Here is an 18,095-nt window from a genome sequence, read left to right on the forward strand (position 1 = left end):
AGTCTAGGCTAAGTGATTATGGCAACAACATAGGGCAATTATGACTACGTTCAAGAAGACCGCATTGGCTCTTGCCATTACCTGTGTTTCTGGCACCGCAATGGCGAACCCAGAAATGGAGGCAATGAAGGAGCAACTGGCACAGTTGCAAAAGCAAATGCAGCAGTTGCAGAAAAAGCTTGATGCCGCTGAGCAAAGTGCAGAGCAACAAGCACAGCAGCAAGAAGAGATTAATACCCGTATTGCTCAACAAGAACAGCAGCTTGAGCAAACAGTGGCGATGGAAAAGAGCGTCGAGAAAGAAGATGGCATTCATGTAGGTGGTGCAGTGCGTACCAACTTCAGCCATACCTCTTACGATGATGATAATAAAAATCGTGGCGGCGACTTTGACTTCGATATCTTCCGGTTAAATTTCTCTGGCGATATTGGTGATGTCGAGCTCAACGCTGAGATTCGCTTCTTCGACTATATGACGGCGGTGAAATATGCCTATGTTGGCTACGATTTCGCAGAAGACTGGCAAGTGCAGGCCGGTATTACCAAAGTGCCTTTTGGTAATTGGCCGTACAACTCACATAACTGGTTCTTCGGCACCACTTACTACATTGGTTTAGAAGATGACCATGACATGGGTGTGCTATTTAAGCGTAAAGTAGCCGATAACTGGCAGCTCGATCTTGGCTTTTTCAAAAATGATGAGCTAGGTGGCGTTGATGGTTACGTCGATAATCGCAGTGATCGTTACTCTTATGATGTTGTTGGCTTTAGAAATGTAGGTGATGGTATCTACGCAGAGCCAACCAACCCGATTGGTGAATACAACACCTTTTCAGGTCGTTACGCTTACCACTTAGAGCATGAAGGTGGCAAAACTGAGATTGGTGTTTCTGGCTTAGCCGGTGGCCTGCATGATGGTAATGATCGTGCCGGAGATTACCAAGCGTGGGCTGTACACGTAAATAGCAACATCGGCCCCTGGAACTTCCAGTTGCAACATGGTGACTACAACTACGATATCGACAACGTCGATCGCATGGCGGTAGGTGCTTACTCCTTCTATGACAGTATTGCCGCAGAAGCCACAATGACCAACGCCAACATTGCCTACAGCCTCCCTGTTGAGTGGGGTCCGGTAACCAATCTGCAGTTTTACAATGACTACGGCATCATCTACGACAAGTCTGACAACAGCGAAGACACGTGGATGAACGTAACCGGCGTTTCTGTTGCCGCAGGCGGGTTATTCACCTACTTTGACTTAGTACATGCTAAGAATCAGCCATTTGTAGGGGGTTCTATTGCTGGTGACAGCGACGAAACAGAACGCCGCTTCAATATCAATATTGGTTATTACTTCTAAGTAGTGAGTTATTTGAAAAAGGGCCTGATGGCCCTTTTTTATTGCCCTGTGCGACCCGATGTACCGTTATTTTATTTCATCGCACCTTAGATGGGTGTGAAGTCAGATATAACTAAATCTTATTTGAATAAACGTTTAAATAAGCTTAGTCTACTTCCTACACACCAAAAGGAGGTAGCGATGAAAGAATTTACTTTACATACCCCAGAGACCGCGCCAGAAAGCAGCAAACCCTTACTAGAGAAGTCACAACAAGCTTTTGGTAGTATTCCTAATTTGCACGCAGTCATGGCCGAATCGCCACAGCTTTTACACGGATACCAAGTATTGCATGAAGCCTTTTTAAACAGCTCATTCAATAATGCCGAAAAAACAGTGGTATGGCAGAGTATTAATGTTGAACACGAATGCCATTACTGTGTCCCTGCGCACTCAGCTATTGCCAAATCAATGAAGGTAGATGACGACCTTAATCAGGCTTTGCGTGATCAGGCGCCATTAGGTGACGACAAGCTAGAAGTACTGCGTGATACCACGCTCGAACTTGTGCGTCAACGTGGTCACTTGAGCGATGAACAAAGTAAGAACTTTTTCGCTGCCGGCTATAGTCAGCAGAATTTATTGGATATTATTCTTGCTCTCAGCCAAAAAGTGATGAGTAACTACGTAAATCACCTCGCCGACACACCACTGGACGATGCCTTTAAACCTTTTGCCTAACACCATAAAAAGGGCTGCGCTTGCAGCCCTATTCGGTTTTTATATTTGCGCACCTTGATGCGCGTCGTCAGCACGCCAACCATAATGTTGCGCCAATTGTGCAGCCTGTTGAGGCACATCGGTTGCTACAAACTGCTGATGCAATACCTGAACGCCAATCATATGATTAATCACTGCATCCAACTGCACCTTCAATGCATCATCAGTGTCAGGGGCATCGTGCAGGGCAAATAAATCCGCCACAGCTTGCGGGTCTAACAGGCCTGATTGTGCTAATGCCTCGTCGCTTAGGTACTTGTCAGCTAACTGCTTCATCGCTTGCCACTTTTTCTCATCGGTGTGAGCGGGCGGCGCCATAAAAGCAAACTTTTCCCGTTTGTATAAGGTCTCCGGCAGTAACCCTTTCATTGCCTCACGTAACACGTATTTTTCTTTGTTGTCTTTTATACGCAGGTGAGGAGGGATGTTAAAAGCAAACTCGGCAAGGTGATGATCTAAGAACGCTGGCCGCGCTTCCATCGAGTTAGCCATATCGACCCTATCACCACCCCAGGTGAGAATCTGCCCTTCGAGCATGGTTTTAATCCATACATACTGCGCCTTATCGAGGGGATGACGCCCTGCTAACATATCGTTGTCAAAGGTGTCCGCAATGGCTTTGCCAGCATCGTAATCAGCTAAGGCTGTTTTGTGTTGCTCGGCCACCAACCCATCAGCGAACTCACCACAAGCCAGCCAAGGTTGTAAACAACTCGGGGTAAAACCAACTAAGCTTTCCAAGGCCTCATTCCGACACTCATTGCGCGAGAGCATCGCGCCCTTAAAGAGCTTATTGGTTTTTTGTAACATGCTCTGCCACTTTTCGCGCTCATCGGCATCCACTTCATCCATACCATAAAGGAACAAGTCGTTACGGAACGAAGGGTAGCCAGCAAAGAGCTCATCGGACCCTTCTCCAGTCATCACCACTTTATAGTTTACGTCGTTCACCTGCTGGCTCATGAGGTATTTTGCCACACCTAAGGTGTTGTAAATGGTGCGCTCGGTATGCCATAAGGTGCGCTCAAAATGACTGTAAAGCTCATCCCCGCTTAGTGACATGATGTGATGATCGGCCTGCGTGGCTTCAGCCATTTCTTTTGCTATGGGGGTTTCATCATAATCGTCGCTATCAAAGCCGATGGTGAATGCCTTGATAGGTTGCTGACTCGCCGCCGAAGAGAGCCCGAGAATCGCGCAGGAATCAATGCCACCCGACAGGTAACAACCCACTGGCACGTCTGCTGTTAAACGCAGCTGTACCGCTTCTAATAGCTTTTCGCGGACCCCTTGTATATACAACTGTTCATCGGCGTCATTTTGGTGCTCCTCAGCACGGGGAAAGTTAACGTCCCAATAGCGGTTATCCGTGATTTGCCACTGCCCATTTTGCCGTTTAAAACTGACAACATGACCCGGCTTAACTTGGTGTACATCAGCGAATGCCGTGCTCCCCGGCACCATCACTTGAATAAGCTGATGATAGAGCCCAGCACTGGAAAACTGTCGCTTAACCTTGGGGTGCGCAAACAGCACTTTTAGCTCTGAGCCAAACACCACTTCGTCTTGTGTTTGCGTGTAATACAGGGGCTTTATCCCGAAGCGGTCACGCACTAAATGCAGTGTGTCTTCTTTGTTGTCATACAGTGCAAAAGCAAACTCCCCACGCAGTTGCTCCAGCATCGCTTGCATCCCTTGGCGCTGATAAAGATGGAGCACAATTTCTGAGTCACTTTTCGATTGAAAACGAGCGCCTTGAGCCACTAAGTCGGCACGAATTCGGGCATAATCATAGAACTCGCCGTTGTGTGTAAGCATAAGTTGCTCATCACTGTTCATAAAAGGCTGTCGTGCTCGTTGCTCATTCAGGTCAATAATAGAAAGGCGGGCATGACTAAAGCCGATGCCTTTACCCCCAATACGACGGTAGCCGAAACCATCGGGGCCGCGATGGTGTTGGATAGCCGCCATATTGACAAGCAGCTGTGGATCAATGGATTGAGTTGGATCGAGATTAAATACTCCCGCTATACCGCACATGTAAAATCCTTACTAAATTAAACTGCTAGCTAAATGACATCCATCACTGTATCGGCTCGCTGCACCATACAAGTGAGAAGTGCCATGCGTAAAAATACTGCGCCTCGCGCTTGGGAGAAATACCAATTATGAGGCGTATCATCTAAACAGGTGGAGAGCTCTTCACCTCGAGCTAAAGGGTGCAAGATGATGGCGTCTTTTTTCAGCTGAGATTTGCAATTGAGGCCGTATTTTTTGCCATAGGTTTCAAAGCTATCGCCTACCCAAGCAATGGCATTGATGTACACCACATCTAGCTGAGGCAGAACCTCATCCATCTCCTTGCTGGTACGAATATGGATACCGGCATCGATGAGTTGCTGTTTTTGGCCAGAGTCGAATATGGTGTCTTCATCTTGGTCGTTGAGTAATACTATTTCATCGACAATCTCGGGGAAATGCACAAACATTTTAAGGAGACTACGCACCGTGCGCATTTGATTCGGAACGCCAACAATGCCGATTTTTAGCTGGCGAAAATCCTCATGCTCTGGATTAAGTAGCGCTGGGCACCATTTGAAAATAGTGTATAGGTCGGACATTGCTTGTGTTGGGTGTTCATCAATACCGTTACCGGCATTAATAATAGGAATACGCAGCGGCCCAACCATCTCCGCTATAGACTCATTGGCATTGTCTCGCAGTACCACACAGTCGCCGTAGTTATTAAACATCTCTGCGACATCGGCGAGAGACTCCCCTTTGGCAATGCCTGTAGAGGAGCGATCAGTAATTGACATGATATCGCCACCTAGGCGATGCCAGGCACTTTCGAATGATAGCCGCGTACGCGTACTTGGTTCATAAAAAGCACTGATGAGAATCTTCCCTTGCAGCGGCGAGCGATAGCGTGCAGGGTTACTTTCATACTTCGCAGCCAGACGAAATAGCTGCACCAAAATATCGCGGTTCAACTGATCAGCACTGATGATATGCTGATTTTCGACTTGATGGAGTAAGTCTCCATCCTCTTCAATTGCTCGTAATAACGCCTTCGGATGAGCATCACCGTAAACATCAGGGCGAGCTCTATCAAAAGCGGCTTTTTCAATGGCGAGGGCACTTACCATAATTTTCCCTTAATATGATCGCGAACAAATAAGGTCACGAGTAAAATAGGACACGACAACGCCAGCACCAGAGCGGCGTATATCAACAGAGAAAACAAACTGCTAGAGATCATGGTTGTCCTCCGTTGGTGTCTTTAGTTGCTGCCAATTAAAGGGCGTGTTATTCAGCTTGCATGCGATGATGCAAACCACCAAGGACACGGCACAGGAAATTAATGCCGCGACGTAAAAACCAATTGCAAAGTAACCAATCAACCCACTTAATGTGCCCAAGAGCATTGCTAAACCAGCACTTTTACCAATTAAGCGGCGGTAATATAAGCCAAGTACGATGGGCCAAATGGTGCTCGCAACGAACGCACCGGCAAAATTAAGCAAGGCACCAAGCGTCGCTAGTTTGGGCAGGCACAACAACCATGTAGCAATCCCTAGAATGACGATAACTCGCTTGCCGATACGCATTAACGTTTCAGAGTCAGCATCAGGATTAATATGCTTGTTATAAATATCCTGAGTAATAAGGTCAGAGGTGGCTGCTAAAAGTGAATCAAGACTCGAGGCAAGCGCGGAGAAAACAATGATAAACAGTAAAATAGCGCCCCCATAACCAAGCACATTTGCCGCCACCATGGGGCCGACCATATCCGCACTGGGAGGGAAAATACCTAAGGTTGGCGCGGCAAGGGCAATAAACCCTGTCACTATGGGTATCGGTAACCATAATAATCCGGCGGTGAAGTACGCTTTTTTAGCGGTATCAACACGAAAGGCGAAAGCCCGTGACCACCATACATTAGAGTGAAAGATCTCTCCTAAGCCAAAAAAGATGTTGTTGAACAAAAACAGTAATGCCGCAGGAAACAATAAATCCAACAGCATGGGATGCTCTGCGGCGAGGTTCTGATGCACCGTTTCCAAGCTGTAGTTATCGATCACCACACCAGCCACAATGATCACGCCAATCACGATAATCAGCGCTTGAATAAAATCGGTAGCGATCACCGCGCGCATCCCACCGAATAAGGTGTATAGCACGCACATGGTGAGAATTACAGTCATCCCCAAGTGATAATCTAGGCCACTGAGTGATTCCAGCAAAATCCCCCCTGCCATGCCTAAACTGACTAGCCAGCTAAAGGCGTAAACCAAGGAAATAATGAGAAATATGCGCCAACTAAAGCGACCAAAGCGTAAGCGAATAAAATCGCCACTGGTAAACCCTGTGGGCAACAGCCGCTTAATGCGTTGACTAAGCGGAGCAAATAACAGCAGCCCTAATGCGGCAAAGGAGTAACCTACCATCCCCCAAATACCAAATTGGTACGTCAATTGTGGCGCCACCAAAGTGGTATTACTGGTGACCCAGGTTGCCATAGCGGTGGCGGTTGCAAAGGCAAAGCCAACATTACGTCCTGCCAAAGCAAAGTCTTCATGGGATTTAATATGACGTCCAAGCCACCAGCCGAAAGCAACCCAAACGATAGCAAAAATAGCGGTGATAATGAGCGCAGTTTGCGTATCTAACATGCTACTTCCTAAGAATCCGGCGCTCGGTTATCGGCTACATAGCCCCGCATTAGCACCACGAACAAAGCGATGAAAAGCACCAAGCCAAGCGTAAATAGCGGCCAAACCAAAGTCATACTATGGTGCTGCACAACAACAGTGGCGCTGTCGCTGAGTGCTTGACCCTCTGCAACTAAATTAACGGTGTAATGACCCTCTGCCAAACCACTAATAGTAACGGCTTGCTGGCCATTGACTGCAGCTTCTATGGGAAACAGGTGGGAATCAGATTCAATATGCAAGTGCGCATTGGCTAATATTGAGGTGAGTTCTTGCTCACTAAGGGCCAAGGACGGTGCAGCACGCAACTTTACATCAAAATAGCCGGCGCTGACGTTTTGCTCTACGGGTTCAATAACAATAGGACGCTGACTCTGCGCACCAGCCACACCCCATCCCATTGCAAGCGCAAAGATGGTGAAGCTTACCAATACACACTGACTTAGTAATTTCATACTGCCGCAGGCGTCCCTAATGCGTAAAAATTAACCCTAACACTCAAATTTTTTGAATTCAAACTAAGCATTTAATTAAAAAAGTTTAGTGAAATAAGCCTAGTACATCTTTATGCAATTGCTGCTAGCCCACTTTTTTATTTGAGTTATTAGCAATCTTTGTGACTTTTTTATCGCCTTTACGCGTCGCTTTGACTAACCCAGAACTGGTTGCTTGGGTGGCAACGCAGGCCAGCAACAAGTTGGCTCCGGCCTCTACGTCATGCCAATGCGACCACTCATCAGGGGCATGGCTTATACCATTGACCGAAGGGATAAATATCAACCCCGTTTCTGTGAGACTGGTAAAAAACTGACAATCATGGCCTGCACCACTGGGCATACGTTGATAGTTCAGCCCTAGCTGCTGCGCTTGCTCAGCAATAAAGTCTGTCAATACAGGGCTGCAATGCTGCGGCGCTAACCAGCTTACCTGCTCGTATTCAAACATTAATTGATGGCGTCGAGCGATAGCAGAAAGGGCTTTACGGCAGGCTTGGCTCAACGCTTCCATGATGTGTTGGTCCATATCACGAACCACTAAAGTGAAATCCACCTCACCGGCAATAGTGTGAGCAAACCCGGGCTTTAACTCTGCTTTGCCTACGGTAATACGGCTGTACTCGGTGCCATCTTCATCAATAATACGGTTTATCTCATGGGCAAAGTCCGCCAGCCCCATAAACGCATCAGAACGCATTTCCATCGGCGCGGTGCCCGCATGGTCGGCCTTACCCACCAGCTTTACAATCCACTTAAATACACCAGAAATGCCATCAACAACGCCAATTTGTATACCGGTTTGGTCAAGCACAGGGCCTTGTTCGATATGCAGTTCAATAAAGCATTTTAAATCCTCTGGGCTAAACGCTGCGCTCAGCGCTTGCATAGGATCAAGGCCGCAACTTTTCATAGCGTCACTAAGTAGGTAGCCGTCTGCATCATGCATAGTGAGAATATCGTGCGGGGTTAATTTACCGGTCAGTGCCTGCGCACCAAACATCCCGCCAAAGCGCCCTTCTTCTTCTGCAGTAGCAACTACCCGCACAGGGTGTTTTAAGGCAACGTCATGGTGCTTCAATACCCGTAAACATTCGAGCCCAGCAATCACCCCCAAAGTGCCATCAAACATGCCCCCCGCAGGCACGGAGTCAAGGTGTGAGCCGACTACAACCGCACTGGCATTTTCTGGTCCATACTCAATGTGTACATTGCCTGCACCATCCATGTGGGTGCGAAAGCCTTCGCTTTGGGCCAAATCCATGAGCCAATTGCGCGCCTCAAAATCGGCGGCGCTAAAGCCAGGACGATAAATTCCCTTATCTTCCTCGTTATACCCGATCCGCGACAAAGTAAATAAAGTCTCTTTTAAGCGTTCGATATTAACGTTGTACATACTCCCTCCAAAAGCAGAACAGCTGTCCCCACAGTGTAGAAGAAAGCGCCTGTTTGTCAGGTGCTAGTGCTTTAATTCAGTATTTTGAAATATACAATTAACGACTATTTATGTACCTTAGACGACGTCCGCCCGGCTGGTTGACAGAATCAGTAAACCATCGACCTGATTGACTTAGGCTTGAAGTGAGCAATAAAAATAAATCAACGAATATGCTTATTCGCTATAAAAACTACTGCTTACAAGGCCTAGGGCTTGGTTTTGTTGGCCTCGGTGTCATTGGTATTGCGCTGCCAGTGATGCCCACCACCATTTTCTTTATTCTTGCCTTGGCATGTTTCACTCATTCCTCACAACGCTTGGAAGAATGGCTACTCAATCACGCGCGCTTCGGGCCAATTTTACACAACTGGCAGAGCCATAAAGTAGTGCCACATAAAGCCAAGTGGCTCGCCGCGATAGGAATGAGCATAGGCCTATATTTTATGATGCATTCCTCTGCCCCGACGTGGGCTGTTGCGATAGTTGCGGCAATTGAAGCCTTAGTATTGGCCTATTTAGCTTATTGCCCAAGCTATCCTCAACAACCTGCGCACCGCGCTCGCGCCATCATTGCAGTTGTAAGCGCTGTGCTATTCCTAGGTGGGTGTTACCTTATGGCCTGGCTAATGAATAAATTTTAGTCATCCTCTTCACATGTTCTCGCTTAAACTTTAAGCTAGCTAAGGAAGGTGTTTCGCACCGCCATTTTTTATTACTGTAAACAAGGATGTATTATGCTTAAAACCATACCGCTGATACTGGCGCTGGCAGCCAGTGCTTCGGTTGAAGCCAAAGAGGTGATTCACGCCGATGTGAAAGTGCACTATCTAGCAAGCCAAGACGGGGAGCAGCTTTGGCAGCCACTTGATACCATAAATACCCCCCGCTACCCTCTTGAACTAGCACGGGATGGAATTGCTGGCTGTGCAGTTGTAGGCTTTGATATTAGCCCTGAAGGCAAGCCTAAAAATATCGAGGTCATTGCTCGCCAGCCACAGCGTCATGCTCGGGAGCTTCGTAAAGCAACACGCGAGTACATTCGCAATTGGCAATTGCCATCCAGAGAAAGTAGCGAGGATCTGCCTATGGCTTTACGCTTCGATTATTGCATTGGCGGTAAAAACGACGAACAAGCCCAGGCTTTATGCGCTAAGGCGATTACCAAACCTTGCGCTTAGCCACGATCAATTATGCGCCACAAGCCCATCGTCATTGTGCTTATTACTGTTACAGCGATGTGGCTTGCTTGGCAGAAATTATTACCAATCGAGCAACAAACGCACGAAACCAGCACACCAAGGGTTACAAGCTCAACGAGCTTAACGGTTGATAAAGAGCCAGTGTTATCACTCAGTGATACGTCCACCTCACTAGCGAAGCCCAGCATCCATCAATGCACCAACGAATTGGCCCAGTATGAAAATCAACGACTCAGGTATTTCACCACTTTGAACTACCAGGCCCTATTACGCCAAGGGTACTCCTTAGATCAAGTCACTCTCGCTATCGCGCACTTTCTCGGGCCAAGCCATGCAACAACATGGCGCTATCAACAATTAAAAGCCAATACGCAAATGGCGCAGCGAATCGCGACTGCCAGCCAACAGTTCAGTGAAAATACCGCAACGGAGCTACTCGTTCAGCCGCACTCTCCACAACCTTGGCTACTGGAAAAGTTAGCTCATCCTTCATTCTCCCTCGCGCCAGGGCAACAGTTATATGTCGACGATATAGCCTGGCTAATTAGTAATATTGACATTTTAGATGCGCAGATTGTCACCGTTATTAAGCACTTTGATGACATTAACCTCGTCGTATCACAAGATTATGCTGATGCCTTGCGGTTAATTGATTTAGCCGCCAGATCAGGACGAACGGAGGTGGTTAAAGCCCTATTAAACAAAGGGGCCGCGCTGAGTGACGACAATTATCTGCCTTCCACATTAGAGTGGGCAATATGGGGGTTGAGTAACGCTCCACAGTCTCGTTGGCCGGATTATGTCGAGGTGATTGAGTTATTGACCAGCCAGGGGGCTAGAGCAGCATTTATCTACAACGAAAAGGGCGACATTATTGAAGCGCAGGGGCGTCGCTTTAAGTTGACCGCTGAGCGCATACAGCAAATATATACTCACCACCAACTCGATTTTGACAGCCTATGGCAAAGAGATGCTTTGCACTTGGACCTTGCTCAGCCGCTGATTCAGCAACTGCAGCAGCGCGCCGACCAGCAACTGGTTATAAGCCAACAGTTGAAGAGCCGTTTAAGCCAGTGCCCCAGTTTACTGAGAGAGTTTCGTACTGACTGGCAACCGCTCGGGTTAGCGCATGCTCTGGCACAGGTGAGTTACGAAGGCGACGTTGATTTGGCCGCGTTGAATGCTCGCTCCGTGCAACTTTACGAGTGTTACACCCGCAACCAAGCGCGCAACGCCGAGCGTACCGTTCATCACAGCCAAGCTGCAAAAGCTTATTTAAAGGTGCTGCGCAGAGAGGGGTTAGAGGCCGCCTTAGCATCGTTATATCAGCAACCACTCACCGAAGCGTTACGCCGAGATCTATTTTACGCCTCACTGAGCCGCGTCGGGGCACAGTCATTCACACGACTGCAGAGCTCACAACTGGGTCAATCCCAGCTGGACTACGTGCGCTTGCCCGCAGGTTTGACGCTACCGCAACTACGGGAGTATTTGCCGCGATTCGATAGTCACGGACATTCGCTACTGTATTATGCGATTAGCCACTACGATACCGAGCTACTAACGCAATTAGTGGCCTCTGGCGTCCCCTACCATCAAGGCATAACCGCGATGGATCCGCTTGCCCTGAGCCTACAGGGCATTGAGCTATTCGCGGGCCAAGCACCGAGCTTGCAGGTACTCGATGAGGTGATGACCTATCAGCCTCCGCTTACACCCTGGCACCGTAGTATGTTGGCACTCATCGCCCGCAAAAACCCAACACTATACAAGCAGTTGCACACTCGTCACCCACAGCTACGCCATCAAGACGCGCCACTGCCTGAGTATGACTGTAGCAGCCAGTTTTAGCTAAGCTGCTTGCCCTCACTAAAAGTCAAAGCCGATGGCCACTCGATTCCAGCCGTTAATTTGAATAATAACCGCGCATAAAGCCACTATTTGCTCAGTATTGTAGTGCGCCTGCAGTCTTTCCATACTCTCTCCAAGCTGCTCATGTTTGCCAAGCACAGTTAATGCCTCAGCCCATTGCAGCGCCGCCCATTGAGCCGCTGTAAAAGTTGATGCCGCTGGCGAGTTTAGCAATGCAGCTATCGTCGCCTCAGTAATATTGCTTTGCTGGGCTTCACTAGTATGCATGGCAATACAAAAGCGGCAGCCATTAATAGCCGATACGCGCAAACGCACCATATGTATTAACTTTGGCTCAAGTTGATGCTCTGCGGATTCGGTCATCGCCATCAATGCTTCAGGGAGTTGTGGTAATAGTTGATAAAGCTGCTGCTGAGATAGCATGGTTAGTTCCTCCTATGAATAATCACTATCAGCTTACAGCGCGCCACAGTGGAACACTTGAACGTTTACGTCATTTCATTCTTTTAAAACGAACGAAATAGCGTAATTTAACTAATTTTCATTCTCTCAAGTTAAACCTATAGTGATTACATCGCCACTGCGGTGGCACACTTTTATCGAGGAGAGAACCATGAATATCATTAACATCACCCACACCGAAGCCTTTAACAACATTACCAAGCTACTTGCTCGTTTTGCTTTAGCGGCGCTGTTTATACTCACAGGACTCAGTAAGGTTGAGTTTTACGATGCGACCGCCCAGTACATGGCAACAATGGGTGTACCCGGCGTCTTACTGCCTTTAGTTATTGCTCTTGAGGTGATTGGCGGCGCAATGGTGGTACTAGGTCTACTTACCCGCTTAACCGCACTGGCCTTCGCCATTTTTAGTATCGTCAGCGCCCTGCTATTCCACTTTGACTTGGGTGAGCAAACACAGTTTTTGATGTTTTATAAAAATATCGCCATTGCCGGTGGCTTTTTAGCTCTCGCAGCTAGTGGCGCAGGAAAATACAGCCTAGATCAACTATTACTTAAAGACCGCAGTTAACAGCACAGAGCCAGTGCCAAAGCGCTGGCTCACCCCATATACTATGGCAAAAATACTAGAAGCAACGCAGCACGATATTGGCGGCCTCACGGTCAAGCGGATACTGCCGCACCTAGAAAAGAAAATGGTTGGCCCCTTTATCTTCTTTGACCATATGGGCCCCACCACCTTTGCACCGGGACAAGGTGTGAATGTTCGCCCGCACCCACACATAGGTCTCTCTACCCTCACCTACTTATTTACTGGCAGCTTGTTACATCGCGACTCGCTAGGAAATCACGTTGAGGTAAGCCCTGGCGATGTTAATTGGATGACCGCAGGGCGCGGTATCGTCCATTCTGAACGCGAGTCGATAGAAGTCCGAGCCAGTCACCACGATATAAATGGCTTACAATGCTGGGTCGCGCTACCGCCAACTTTATGTGAAATTGCGCCTAGTTTTACACATATCAATAAGGCCGCCTTGCCACAGCGTATTGTTGATGGGGTCACCATGCGCCTTATTGCCGGCGATGCCTTTGCCATGAGTTCCCCGGTAAAAACCTACTCGCCGCTGTTTTACCTCGATATTATCGCCACGGCTCATAGCCGTATTGCGCATCCTAATCCGCTGCAAGAAGCGGCCATCTACGTTATTTTTGGCGCTGTCGAGGTAGGCGAGATCACTGCAACAGCTCATCAGTTTGTGTTTCTGCAAGAGGCGGACACCGAGCTCATATGCCAAAGTGACTGTCGCTTTATTCTGCTCGGTGGCAATGCCTTTAATAAAGCGCCTTATTTGCACTGGAATTTTGTTGCTTACAGCCGCGAGCGCATCGAGCAAGCTAAATCGGATTGGCAGCAACGCCTCTTTGCCGATATTCCCGGAGACGATAACGAGTTTATGCCGTTGTAATTAGCTTTTAGTTCAGCCACTCTAAGTGGCCTAACCGAGATTGAGTAGGATAACCTATGTTATTGATGGCCCTTATTTATTTAGGAGCAGCGATTATTGCTGTGCCTCTTGCTAAACGCCTTGGTTTGGGCTCGGTATTAGGTTATCTGCTCGCCGGTATCCTGATTGGCCCCTATGCCTTGGGCTTGGTCGGCGACCAAACCGAGGTGATGCACTTTGCCGAATTTGGCGTAGTGATGATGCTCTTTCTCGTCGGTCTAGAACTGCATCCGGCACGGCTTTGGCGCATGCGTCATGCCATCCTCGGCCTAGGTGGCTTACAAGTTACCTTAACGGCGGCAGTGCTATTTGCCCTGTGTTACTGGCTGTTGCCATTACCTTGGCAAAGCGCATTAGCCATTGGCTTAATGCTGGCGCTGTCATCTACCGCCATCGTCTTACAATCGCTCGAAGAAAAAGGCTGGTTGCGTATTGAGGCGGGACAAAACGCATTTTCGGTGCTGTTATTTCAGGATATCGCCGTTATACCCATGCTCGCCCTACTGCCACTATTGGCGTTTGCACCCACGTCCGCGCCAACGGCCCATAGTAACCTTATTGAAGGCTTGCCGGTACTGGCGCAAGTAGGTATTTCCACCACTCTTATTGCCGCAATTATTCTCGCCGGCAAGTATGTATCCGCACCGCTGTTTAGGTTTATAGCGGAAACCCGTATGCGCGAAATCTTCACTGTGTTTGCGCTGTTCTTAGTGGTGGCGATCGCTTTGCTTATGCAGCTGGTGGGGCTGTCCCCGGCGTTAGGCACCTTTCTCGCGGGCGTGGTACTGGCAGAGAGTGACTTTCGTCATGAGTTAGAAGCCGATATCGAACCCTTTAAGGGGTTATTATTGGGGCTATTTTTTGTTGCCGTTGGCGCCAATATCGACTTTGCCTTGTTGGCCGACAACTTCGCCGACGTGTTGCTAATGGTGTTGATACTCATCACCGTCAAGGCAGTGATTCTATTTGCCCTTGCCCATATATTTAAGCTCGCAAGTGGTCACAAGCTGCTATTTACCCTGGCGCTCGCTCAAGGGGGAGAATTTGCTTTTGTGTTGCTGACCACTTCTTCATCACTGCAAATTTTAACCACCGAGCAAGTCAATCTAGTGACCTTAGTGGTGGCTATTTCGATGTTGATGGCCCCCCTTTTACTGATCCTTTATGAACGCTTACAACGTCGTAGCAATAGCAATAATACACCGGCCTATGATAAACCCGAGCATATCGCGGCCAGCAAAAATGTGATCATCGCTGGCTATGGTCGCTTTGGCCAGGTCATAGGGCGCTTACTCAGCGCTCAAGGCTACGATATCACCGTACTAGACCATAGCCCTAGCCAAATCGAGTTGTTGCGACGCTTTGGTACGCAAGTTTTCTACGGCGATGCGGGCCGCAAAGAATTACTCGATGCTGCGGGTGCTGAGCATGCGCAAATGCTCGTTATTGCCATTGATGATGCCGATAAAACCTTGGCCATTATCGAGCTGGCGAAAAAACATTATCCGCACCTGAAATTGGTCGCTCGCGCACGTGATAGACGCCATGCTTACCAACTTATTGGTGCCGATATTGATGCCTTTAATCGTGAAACAGTCGACTCCGCCATTAACCTTGCCGTTGAGTCATTGCAACTACTAGGAAATAGCGAGCCCGATGCACAACGCGCCGGTGAGCTGTTTCGCAACCATGATCGGGAATCGCTATTGCAATTGGCTGAGTTATGGGGCGATGATCACAGTTATGGTGTCGCGGTACGCCAGCGTATGGACGATTTAAAACATGTGTTAGCGCAAGATAAGCAAGCACAGCAGAAACTCAATACCTGTGATAATGGTGATTGTTAAGTGTTAAGAATAACGTTAGAACAGTGGCGCATGTTTCGCGCCGTGGTGGAATATGGCGGCTTCAACCAAGCGGCCGCAGGCGTGCATAAAAGCCAGTCCAGTATCCATAATGCCGTGGCAAAAATAGAAGCCGCTTTGGGTGTGAAGTTATTTACCGTGCATGGCCGTAAAACCACCCTGACCGAGGCCGGTAACATGATGCTGCGCCGCGCCCAATACCTGCTTGATGAGGCCGCCAAGGTCGAAGCCATGGGCCATACTCTAGGTGAAGGCATTGAATCACAATTGCGTATTGCCGTTGACGAGTTACTCCCCAAAGAGCTGCTCTTCAATGTGCTTGAAACCACCAGCAGCCAGTTCCCGCTGCTGCGCATTGAGCTGTTTGAATCGGTACTAGCGGGTGCCAACGAACTACTGCAAGACAATAAAGTGGATATCGCCATCTCGCCATTGGCCAGTGATGATTTTTGTGAGGAGCTTGGCCACTTTGAGTTTATCGCGGTTGCGCATCCGCAGCACGCGTTACAGCAAATCCCCCGCGCCCTCACCTTTGAAGACCTCAAAGCACATCGGCAAATCGTGGTGCGCGATTCAGCGCTAAATGCGCAGCAAAGTTCCGGTTGGCTCGGCGCTGAGCAGCGCTGGACGGTCAGCCATTTACACACCTCTATCAATATGATCAGCAAAGGGTTGGGCTTTGCCTGGCTGCCCCGCATCGCTATTACCGAGCAGTTTGAGCAGGGCTCCCTTAAGGCGCTTAATATTGCCGGCGCAGACACCCGTACGGCGTTGTTATATCTGCTCTTTAAAGATGGCGATAATCTCGGCCCCGCCGCGCGAACATTTATTGGTGAGCTGCGCTACCGACTGATGGCAGACGAATAAGCTCGAGCTCTAAAGCAAACACATTCGTTAAAAACGAACGCTAAGTGCTTTTTTAACTCATTTTATTCACTTTTGTATGCTCTTAAACTGGCTCTATCAACATACTTTTGGAGTCTACTATGAACTATATTCGTCACGCTGAGCAGCGAGGTCAGGTTGATCTGGGTTGGTTGCAAAGCCAGCATAGCTTTTCATTCGGCCATTACTATGATCCCCAGCATATGGGCCTGTCCGCCTTACGCGTTATTAACGAGGATAAGGTGGAACCGGGCCAAGGCTTTGCCACCCATGGACACCGCGATATGGAAATCATTTCCTATGTCATTGAGGGCGCTTTAACCCATCAAGATAGCCAGGGCAATACTTTTACCCTCACTGCCGGCGAAGTACAACGAATGAGTGCTGGCAGCGGCATTATGCACAGCGAATATAACGCCTCGCAAAGCGAACATGCGCATTTCCTACAAATTTGGATTCTGCCAAAGTTTAAAGGGATCACCCCCAGTTATGAGCAACGGCGCATACCACAGCAGGGGGCGATGACCCCGCTAGTGACGCCGCAAGGTGAAGGCAACACCCTAAGCATTAACCAGCAAACGCGCTTATCGCGGCTGATGCTCACCGCGCAGCAAAAGTTTCGCTTACAAAGCGGTGCCAACCTTGGCTATGTACACATTGTCAAAGGTGCATTAACAGTCGGTGGCGCGCATTTTTCCGGCGGCGATGGGTTTGCCTTGGAGCGTGAGCAAAGCATAGAGCTACAGGCTGAAAGCGCGCTAGAAGCATTGTATTTCGAGCTGCCTTAATGGCCTTACTCACTTTTACAGTTATCGCTTTGGTGGTGGTGCTGACCGGCATTTCCAAATCCGGATTTGCTGGCGCCCTCGGGGCGTTCGCTGTGCCTCTGTTACTGCTGGTGATGCCGGCGGTGGATGCTATCGCCCTGATGCTGCCAATTTTAATTGTTGCTGATGTATTGAGCTTAAAAAGCTACTGGCGTCAGTGGCGGGGGGATTTAATTACCCAGCTATTACCTGCGGTGATAGTGGGTGTGATTGTCGCGCAGTGGCTTATTACTGCAATCGATGGACGCTGGTTAAGCGCGGCCATCGCCACTTTTAGTGCAGGGTTTGCGATTCGCAGCCTATTTTTTGCTAATACTCGTTATGCGTTGTTGGCCAGTCATTGGGGAGCGAAAGCAATGGGCCTGCTCTCTGGTTTAGCCAGCACCTTGGTTCATGCCGGCGGCCCACCACTGATTATGTACTTTAATGCTAAAGCACTGCCGCCCCGCCACTATGTTGCCACCGCCGCCGCCCTGTTTGCACTGATGAATGGCGTAAAACTGATTGCCTTTAGCAGCCAAGGGTTGTTAACCCTCGATATCCTGCTGCTCGCCCTGGCTTTCTCCCCTTTGGCGCTAGTGGGTAATTGGCTGGGGGTCAAAATTCGGCAAAAGTTCGACGCCCAGCGTTTTGTGCGGATGATGAATGGGTTACTGCTGTTACTGGCCGCCGTGTTATTTATTAAGCTCATGCTCAATTAACAAAGCCACA

16 protein-coding genes and 1 pseudogene are annotated in these 18,095 nt (G+C 48.7%); 11 read left to right on the forward strand and 6 right to left on the reverse strand.

Annotated elements, in window-relative coordinates:
• Positions 1 to 40: 40 nt before the first annotated feature.
• Together MHM93_RS07155 and MHM93_RS07160 are read left to right on the forward strand one after the other, a co-directional pair.
• On the forward strand, positions 41 to 1,363 hold the full coding sequence (locus MHM93_RS07155; RefSeq protein ID WP_239448498.1) for a porin: 1,323 nt from the start codon (positions 41 to 43) through the stop codon (positions 1,361 to 1,363).
• Between the two features lie 180 nt (positions 1,364 to 1,543).
• Positions 1,544 to 2,083, forward strand: coding sequence for a carboxymuconolactone decarboxylase family protein (locus MHM93_RS07160; RefSeq protein WP_239448499.1), 540 nt, complete (start codon positions 1,544 to 1,546; stop codon positions 2,081 to 2,083).
• A 39-nt stretch (positions 2,084 to 2,122) separates the two neighbouring features.
• Here the strand turns inward: MHM93_RS07160 and asnB are convergent, their stop codons facing one another.
• The 5 genes from asnB to MHM93_RS07185 all read right to left on the reverse strand — a co-directional run bounded on the left by asnB (position 2,123) and on the right by MHM93_RS07185 (position 8,727).
• The gene (gene asnB / locus MHM93_RS07165) at positions 2,123 to 4,162 is read right to left on the reverse strand and encodes an asparagine synthase (glutamine-hydrolyzing) (protein WP_239448500.1); all 2,040 of its coding nucleotides are present in this window, start codon (positions 4,160 to 4,162) and stop codon (positions 2,123 to 2,125) included.
• 29 nt (positions 4,163 to 4,191) lie between these two features.
• The gene (locus tag MHM93_RS07170; RefSeq protein ID WP_022944944.1) at positions 4,192 to 5,271 is read right to left on the reverse strand and encodes an aspartate carbamoyltransferase; all 1,080 of its coding nucleotides are present in this window, start codon (positions 5,269 to 5,271) and stop codon (positions 4,192 to 4,194) included.
• 102 nt (positions 5,272 to 5,373) lie between these two features.
• Positions 5,374 to 6,798 (reverse strand): sodium:solute symporter family protein, encoded by a 1,425-nt coding sequence (locus tag MHM93_RS07175; protein WP_239448501.1) that lies wholly within the window; start codon positions 6,796 to 6,798, stop codon positions 5,374 to 5,376.
• 8 nt (positions 6,799 to 6,806) lie between these two features.
• Positions 6,807 to 7,292, reverse strand: coding sequence for a hypothetical protein (locus MHM93_RS07180; RefSeq protein WP_239448502.1), 486 nt, complete (start codon positions 7,290 to 7,292; stop codon positions 6,807 to 6,809).
• A 124-nt stretch (positions 7,293 to 7,416) separates the two neighbouring features.
• The gene (locus tag MHM93_RS07185) at positions 7,417 to 8,727 is read right to left on the reverse strand and encodes a Zn-dependent hydrolase (protein ID WP_239409309.1); all 1,311 of its coding nucleotides are present in this window, start codon (positions 8,725 to 8,727) and stop codon (positions 7,417 to 7,419) included.
• A gap of 212 nt (positions 8,728 to 8,939) precedes the next feature.
• Here MHM93_RS07185 and MHM93_RS07190 point away from each other — a divergent pair.
• From MHM93_RS07190 to MHM93_RS07200, 3 genes and pseudogenes are all read left to right on the forward strand, one after another.
• Positions 8,940 to 9,287, forward strand: a pseudogene (locus MHM93_RS07190) (YbaN family protein); the annotation flags it as partial.
• Between the two features lie 216 nt (positions 9,288 to 9,503).
• Positions 9,504 to 9,947: an energy transducer TonB gene (locus tag MHM93_RS07195; RefSeq protein WP_239448503.1), complete on the forward strand. Its 444-nt coding sequence runs from the start codon at positions 9,504 to 9,506 to the stop codon at positions 9,945 to 9,947.
• A gap of 12 nt (positions 9,948 to 9,959) precedes the next feature.
• Positions 9,960 to 11,819 carry a hypothetical protein gene (locus MHM93_RS07200; protein ID WP_239448504.1) on the forward strand — a complete coding sequence of 620 codons (1,860 nt, stop codon included), beginning with the start codon at positions 9,960 to 9,962 and terminating at the stop codon, positions 11,817 to 11,819.
• An 18-nt stretch (positions 11,820 to 11,837) separates the two neighbouring features.
• Here the strand turns inward: MHM93_RS07200 and MHM93_RS07205 are convergent, their stop codons facing one another.
• Positions 11,838 to 12,263, reverse strand: coding sequence for a carboxymuconolactone decarboxylase family protein (locus tag MHM93_RS07205; RefSeq protein WP_239448505.1), 426 nt, complete (start codon positions 12,261 to 12,263; stop codon positions 11,838 to 11,840).
• Between the two features lie 190 nt (positions 12,264 to 12,453).
• Here MHM93_RS07205 and MHM93_RS07210 point away from each other — a divergent pair, with 190 nt between their 5' ends.
• The 6 genes from MHM93_RS07210 (at position 12,454) to MHM93_RS07235 (ending at position 18,085) form a co-directional block, all read left to right on the forward strand.
• On the forward strand, positions 12,454 to 12,873 hold the full coding sequence (locus MHM93_RS07210) for a DoxX family protein (RefSeq protein WP_022944934.1): 420 nt from the start codon (positions 12,454 to 12,456) through the stop codon (positions 12,871 to 12,873).
• Between the two features lie 43 nt (positions 12,874 to 12,916).
• Positions 12,917 to 13,768 (forward strand): pirin family protein, encoded by an 852-nt coding sequence (locus tag MHM93_RS07215; protein WP_239448506.1) that lies wholly within the window; start codon positions 12,917 to 12,919, stop codon positions 13,766 to 13,768.
• A 56-nt stretch (positions 13,769 to 13,824) separates the two neighbouring features.
• Complete coding sequence (locus tag MHM93_RS07220; RefSeq protein WP_239448507.1) at positions 13,825 to 15,654, forward strand: monovalent cation:proton antiporter-2 (CPA2) family protein; 1,830 nt, start codon at positions 13,825 to 13,827, stop codon at positions 15,652 to 15,654.
• A complete protein-coding gene (locus MHM93_RS07225) occupies positions 15,655 to 16,539 on the forward strand; it encodes a LysR family transcriptional regulator (protein WP_239448508.1) in 885 nt (294 codons plus the stop codon). It begins immediately after the preceding gene.
• Positions 16,540 to 16,658: 119 nt separating this feature from the next.
• Positions 16,659 to 17,345 (forward strand): pirin family protein, encoded by a 687-nt coding sequence (locus MHM93_RS07230; RefSeq protein ID WP_239448509.1) that lies wholly within the window; start codon positions 16,659 to 16,661, stop codon positions 17,343 to 17,345.
• The gene (locus MHM93_RS07235; protein WP_239448510.1) at positions 17,345 to 18,085 is read left to right on the forward strand and encodes a sulfite exporter TauE/SafE family protein; all 741 of its coding nucleotides are present in this window, start codon (positions 17,345 to 17,347) and stop codon (positions 18,083 to 18,085) included. The genes MHM93_RS07230 and MHM93_RS07235 overlap by 1 nt, the downstream gene beginning before the upstream one ends.
• Positions 18,086 to 18,095 lie beyond the last annotated feature (10 nt).

This window comes from Pseudoalteromonas sp. MM17-2 (genome assembly GCF_022347945.1).
Taxonomy (GTDB): domain Bacteria; phylum Pseudomonadota; class Gammaproteobacteria; order Enterobacterales; family Alteromonadaceae; genus Pseudoalteromonas; species Pseudoalteromonas ruthenica.